This is a genomic window from uncultured Methanobrevibacter sp. (assembly GCF_902771435.1).
Lineage (GTDB): Archaea > Methanobacteriota > Methanobacteria > Methanobacteriales > Methanobacteriaceae > Methanocatella.
Genome location: NZ_CACXXB010000056.1, coordinates 1 through 5,969 on the forward strand (window position 1 = coordinate 1; position 5,969 = coordinate 5,969).

A 5,969-nucleotide genomic window follows, 5' to 3' on the forward strand; every position below is an offset into this window, starting at 1 on the left:
TTAATCCTATTTAACTGATTCGGTTGTTTTATTTTGCTTTTTAAGGTGTTTCTGTGCTTTTTTATAATTGGAAATAATACATTTTAATGAAATTTTTAGCATATGTATTAATTTTTTAAAATATGAATTTTAAGGCTTTCTTTTAATCTATAATTGATTGTTGGGTCTTTTTTAATTTTCATTTGTTCTGCTTGAAAAAGGCCTTTTTTGGTGTTATTTTTTTTGAAATATGGGGTTGGAATGTCTGTTGATTTTCCATATGGTTGGTGTTAATGTGGTGGTTTGAATCACTATTTTTTTTAATCATGAGATACAAACTTATCCAATGGTGTTATAATGGCTAATTTTGATTCAGTTGAAAGCGCTAGAGAATTTTTCTATAAGGACCTGTTTGCAGTAAATACTGGAATTACATTGGATGAACTGACAGAAGACGAGGCAGTTTGCAGTCTGGAGTTAAACGACACACACAAAAATGCATATGGTGGCGTGATGGGTGGTGTTATATTCACTCTCGCTGATTTTGCCTTTGCCGTTTTGTCTAATCAGATTCACCAGCTTACAGTTGCACAGCAGGTAAGCATCAATTATTTGTCAGCCCCTAAGGGAAATAAGTTAATAGCTCGTGCATCATGCAGAAAAAGCGGACGAACATCTTCCATTGTCATTGTCAATGTTGAGGATGATTTGGGTCGTGATGTTGCCCAGTTCGTTGGAACAGGATTTAAATTATAACTATTTTTGACTCTTAAATTTTTTTGGGGGTTATTTGGACAGATTCATTCTGTTTCGGATTTTTTAAAATCCGAATGCATTTATTTTTTGTAATATATTTTTTACATAACCATTCAATTTATATTGTATGAGCGAGTAATATAATTATGACTTAATTAACAAGTCGTGAAAAATCAGATTCGAAGTTGCACTGCCGTAGCTTCGAATTTTTTTATGGAACACTAATTGTTGCGAATATCAACAATTAATTTGTATTGCTAATTTTTAAATACATTATTCAAATGTCTGTTTATTCAAGGATGTCGTTAATAAGCTCACAGGCTCTCTCACCGTCAGCCCAATCAACAATCAGGACAATTGCAGTCAGTGAAGAGTTGATTTCTATTATTTTTATATTGTTTTTTCTGAGCTGTTCTGTTATTGCAGCTATTATTCCCGGCTTTTCAACAACGTCCAGATTCATGATGGTGATTAATGCAGTGTCCTTTCCAAGTGACAGTGAATTGTATGTGTCGCTTTTCAGTACGAAATCGTGCAGAACATGATATGCCCTGTCGGATTCTGATTTATCCACAAAAATAGTAATTGAATTGTTTCCAACAGTCAGTTTGTAAATGTTCAAATCATTTTCGGCTAGGAAATCTGTAAGCTCACTTAAAAGTCCGGTTTTGCTTAATAGACCATCCCCGACAATTGCAATGATTGATAATGGATCTTTGTAAAGAGAAGCGGTTTTCTGCAAATCCTCTTCAAACGGACCTATGATTTCGGTTCCATATGATGTTAAATCTTTATATTTGCCGTTAATGACTTTTGCCTTAATCTCAGGAGTTTTATATTTAAGAGCATGAGGATGGATAAGTCTCACACCTTTGGTGGATAGGTTTATAAGTTCCTTGACTGAAATTTCACGCAAAAGTTTTGCCTTCTCGATTTGTGTAGGGTCACTTGACATTATGCCGTCAACATCGCTTATGATGATAATTTCATTTGCATTCAGGCAGTTTGCTATCAGAAATGCTGTAATGTCACTTCCGCCACGGCCAAGGGTGGTCACCTCATTGCTTCTGCCTTTTCCCAAAAATCCGCAGATTACAGGGACGATTCCCTGATTCAGGAGAATTTTCAGTGTGTTGATTTTTTGTTCGCTGGATTGAAAATCAATTTTAGCCTCAAGAAAATTTGAATCGGTCACGATTGGCCACAAATCACTGTACGGATCAATGACTTCGGCTCTAACGCCCAAATCTTCAATAGTAGATTTCAGAAGTCTTGCAATTGTCCTTTCGCCCATCGCTGTGATTTCGGCTTTCTGTGAATCGGTTAAAAAGTGACCTGCAGCATCAGTTGAAAGCTTGATTAAATCATCGGTAGTTTTGCTTGGAGCTGAAGCAATAACCACGATTTGTGTGCCTTTCAAGTATTCATCAACAACTGATTGTGCGGCATCCTTAATTTTTGAGCCGTCCTTAAGAACATTCCCGTCAAACTTCGCTACTATCAAATCCATAAATTCACCTATAGAATAAATATTTGTTTGGAAGTTTAATATAATTTTTCGTTGATGAAAATCCAATTGTTTTTTATATTCCGACAGGTTTGGTTTTTCACTTGTCTATTTTTAAAACTACAACATCTCCGGAATCATATTTCTCGGTTAGATTATAGTTTTTCTCATATTTCTTGTTCTTGTCTGTATCTTTCCAGTTTACAAGATATATGCTGTCCTTCGGATGTTTTTTTATTATTTTATCAATGTCTTTTTGGATTTTGACATTGTCATCAAAGAAATATGTGTCTGACAGGGAGTACTCTGTGGTCTTGTTCACGCCGCCGTGTACGAACATGTAGCCGAAATTGGTATTGTAAATAACAACATTGGATTCATTGTTGATGCTTTCTAAAAATTCGTTTCTCTCATTTGCCCAGTTAATTTTTGTGATTGCCTCTTCATGGGTTATGGGGATGCTTGAAGCTGACAACACAAGAATGGCTGCAAGCATAACTGCCAGGATCTTGTCGTTTTTGGTTTTTGACAGCAGTATTGAAACGCAAAGCCAGAAAACTGCAATCACTCCAACAAGATATCTTGCCCTTACAGGCTGGAATGAAATGGATAAAACCAAAACTCCAATGAATATTGTTGCATACATTAAAAAGACGCCGGAACCTTCATATTTTGCCCTGTTTTTATAAATCAGGTATATGACTGCAGCTACAAATGCAATTGCCAGAACCCTCAGGAGTATCATCTCAATGCTGAAACCGCCCTTGTTTATGGCAAAAACGGTCAGATAGTTCGCTACATTGTTGAAAGTTGTGGCCTCATGTGATGCGCTTGTCTGGGTGCCGATTTGCCTTATGAGAACGACAAACCATGGTGCATACAATATCATCAGTGAAATGACTGAATAAATCCATGTTTTGATTTTTTCACTTTTATCGGGGCTTTTAAGGATATGTGCCAGTATCAGCAGATAAACCAGGCCGCAGCTGAAAAGCAAAAAGTAATGAGTATATGCTCCAAGCAATGTAAACAAGGTTAAAAAAATCCATGAACGTCTGTCAAAGTTGACAATGACTTCTTTAAAGTAAATAAAGACTAAAACCATGAAAAGCATTGCCCACGGATACATTCTTATTGTCAGAAATTCAATGAAGAATATGCTCATTGTGGCAGTTGTGAATGTGAACAGACCACAGGCAAGCCATCCGTACTCCTTTCTGATTTTAGTGACTGAAATTGCCAGAAGTATAAAATAAGGCATTATTGAAACTGCTTTCAATAAATGAATGTTGTTGGATGTTATTGGGGAGGCCGCATAAAGTATTATGTAATGAAGCGGAGGATGGACGTCGCTTATGGCAATCCTCATCCCTTCAAGGAACGGCAGATTGATAAGTGACAGTGTCCAGTATTCGTCAACATGAATCAAAACATTTGATATTGGACAGATAAACATGTACAGGCCAATCAAAATGGACAATGTAAAAAATATTTTCCCTAAAACATCACGATTATTCATATATAATAATTTCGCCCAACAACTATTTAACAATAACCAAAAGCATTGGAAATTATTTATAATATTTCAAATAAATATTTTATCATGACATTTTTAAGTATTGTTGTTCCATGTTTTAATGAAGAGGAATCTGTCGGGATTTTTCTGGATGAAATTCAAAAAGTCCTGCAGGGCCATGATTTTGAAGTCATATACATAAATGACGGATCAGGCGACAATACTCTAAAAAACATCAAGGATTTGGCAGATTCAAATCCGAATGTCAAATACATTTCATTTTCAAGAAATTTTGGAAAGGAATCCGCAATTTATGCCGGATTAAAAAACGCTTCAGGCGATCTGGTTTGTCTTATGGATGTTGACCTGCAGCATCCTCCAAGTCTGCTTCCTGAGATGCTAGAAACCATTTCTCGCAATGATGTGGACGTTGTTGCCGCAAGAAGAACCACACGAAAGGGAGAAGGCAGATTCAAGTCATGGGCATCACATTTGTTTTATAAGATATTCAACATAATTTCTAATTTGGATTTAGTTGAGGGAGCAACAGATTACCGTGTGATGAAACGGCCTGTTGTCGATTCGATACTGCAGTTAAGCGAATACAATCGTTTTTCAAAGGGTCTCTTTCAGTGGGTTGGTTTTGAAACGGAATGGATTTCCTATGAAAACGTGGAAAGGGTTGCCGGTGAAACCACCTGGTCATTTTGGGGACTGTTCAAGTATTCAATCGAAGCTATTGTTGCATTTACATCACTTCCTCTGTCAATATCCACACTGTTCGGTACTGTATTTTCAGTCATCGCATTCCTCTACATAATATTCATCGTGGCAAAATATCTTCTTTACTCAGATCCCGTTCAGGGTTTTGCAACAATAATGTGTGCAATCCTGTTTTTAGGGGGAATACAGTTATTGTCAATCGGTATTCTGGGAAAATACTTGGAAAAGACCTATCTTGAGTCTAAACGCAGGCCGGTTTTTATCGTTAAGGAATCAAACATTGATGATGAGTGATTAGATGAAATTGGATAGGGAACTTGTTTTATATGTATTTTTCGGAACATTGACATTTCTTGTCAATATTGTCACTTATTTCCTTTTTGAGGACCTTCTGGGCATCAACTATCTTATTTCAAACGTTCTGGCATGGTTCTTTTCAGTACTGTTTGCATATATCACCAACAGAATCTGGGTATTTGAAAGCAAAAGCCCCGACATTCTCAAGGAAATGTCTCTGTTTTTCGGCGGAAGAATATTTTCAGGTGCAGTCGACACGGGTCTGATGTATCTTTTCATTGACATTTTGATGATTGGCGATTTAATATCAAAAATCGTTGTTCAGGTGATAGTAATTATTCTAAATTACGTATTTTCAAAACTGATAGTCTTTAAGGATTAGTCTTGGTTTGAATATTTACGAATTCATTGTAGGTAATGAATTTGTGGTTTTTGTCTTTAAGCATCTTTATCAGGTTGTCAAGACGCATTACCATGTCCTTGCCGCTGTTTTTCTTTATTATATATGGCATTTTGAATTCAGGATGTTCCTTAAGCTCATAGAACTCCCATGGGTGGAAATATGTTACAAAATAACCGTCATGATTTAATACTCTCCGAACCATTCTGTGGTATATTCCTTCTGGAAGGTTGTGTAGTGACAGCCAGAATAACGGGAATCTGAACTTTGGAGTTACTGATGACGGAATCTGCATCACACCATCTTTCATAAACCATGTACGTGGTGTTTTAAGGTTCATGTATCTTCCAGGAATGAACGCTGGATTTATTGATGAGTTGTATCTGTATCCTGCCTTTTTGATTTCTGATTCGATGGTTGGAAACATGCGGGGCTGCCTGTAGCCTGTCACAGTAAGTCCGGTCAGATTTTCTATGATTTCCTTTGATTTGACAAAATCGGTTTCCTTCGGCTCGAAATGATCAACACCATGGCAAGCTATTTCATGACCTTCCCTTATGATTCTCTGCATTGTCTCTGGTGCATTTTCGGCAAAATTGGCGGTACAGAAGAATGTTGAGCGAACATTGTTTGTCTTCAAGACATCTAAAATGCGATTTGTACCTTCAACAGATACTTTAATTCCTTCTTCCAAGGAATATTCCACTCCGTGCTCACGAGGTCCGTCAAACTCCTCTGTATCAAAACTCAGCAATATCATGTTAGCTTAAATCCTTTTGTTTTAGATAGTA

The 5,969-nt window shown here is 36.7% G+C and carries 6 protein-coding genes; 3 read left to right on the plus strand and 3 right to left on the minus strand.

Annotation, left to right across the window (positions count from 1 at the left end; all coding sequences use genetic code 11):
- Positions 1 to 336: 336 nt before the first annotated feature.
- On the plus strand, positions 337 to 735 hold the full coding sequence (locus tag QZU83_RS09805) for a PaaI family thioesterase (protein ID WP_295611815.1): 399 nt from the start codon (positions 337 to 339) through the stop codon (positions 733 to 735).
- 289 nt (positions 736 to 1,024) lie between these two features.
- Here the strand turns inward: QZU83_RS09805 and QZU83_RS09810 are convergent, their stop codons facing one another.
- Together QZU83_RS09810 and QZU83_RS09815 are read right to left on the minus strand one after the other, a co-directional pair.
- The gene (locus tag QZU83_RS09810) at positions 1,025 to 2,245 is read right to left on the minus strand and encodes an aspartate kinase (protein WP_295611816.1); all 1,221 of its coding nucleotides are present in this window, start codon (positions 2,243 to 2,245) and stop codon (positions 1,025 to 1,027) included.
- Positions 2,246 to 2,342: 97 nt separating this feature from the next.
- On the minus strand, positions 2,343 to 3,761 hold the full coding sequence (locus QZU83_RS09815; protein WP_295611817.1) for a hypothetical protein: 1,419 nt from the start codon (positions 3,759 to 3,761) through the stop codon (positions 2,343 to 2,345).
- Positions 3,762 to 3,845: 84 nt separating this feature from the next.
- Between QZU83_RS09815 and QZU83_RS09820 the strand changes: the two genes are divergently transcribed.
- On the plus strand, positions 3,846 to 4,775 hold the full coding sequence (locus QZU83_RS09820; protein WP_295611818.1) for a glycosyltransferase family 2 protein: 930 nt from the start codon (positions 3,846 to 3,848) through the stop codon (positions 4,773 to 4,775).
- A 4-nt stretch (positions 4,776 to 4,779) separates the two neighbouring features.
- Entirely contained in the window at positions 4,780 to 5,160 is a 381-nt protein-coding gene (locus QZU83_RS09825; RefSeq protein WP_295611819.1) for a GtrA family protein, read from the plus strand.
- Here the strand turns inward: QZU83_RS09825 and QZU83_RS09830 are convergent.
- Positions 5,150 to 5,938: a polysaccharide deacetylase family protein gene (locus tag QZU83_RS09830; RefSeq protein ID WP_295611820.1), complete on the minus strand. Its 789-nt coding sequence runs from the start codon at positions 5,936 to 5,938 to the stop codon at positions 5,150 to 5,152. The two genes, QZU83_RS09825 and QZU83_RS09830, sit on opposite strands and share 11 nt — an antisense overlap.
- Between the last annotated feature and the right edge of the window lie 31 nt (positions 5,939 to 5,969).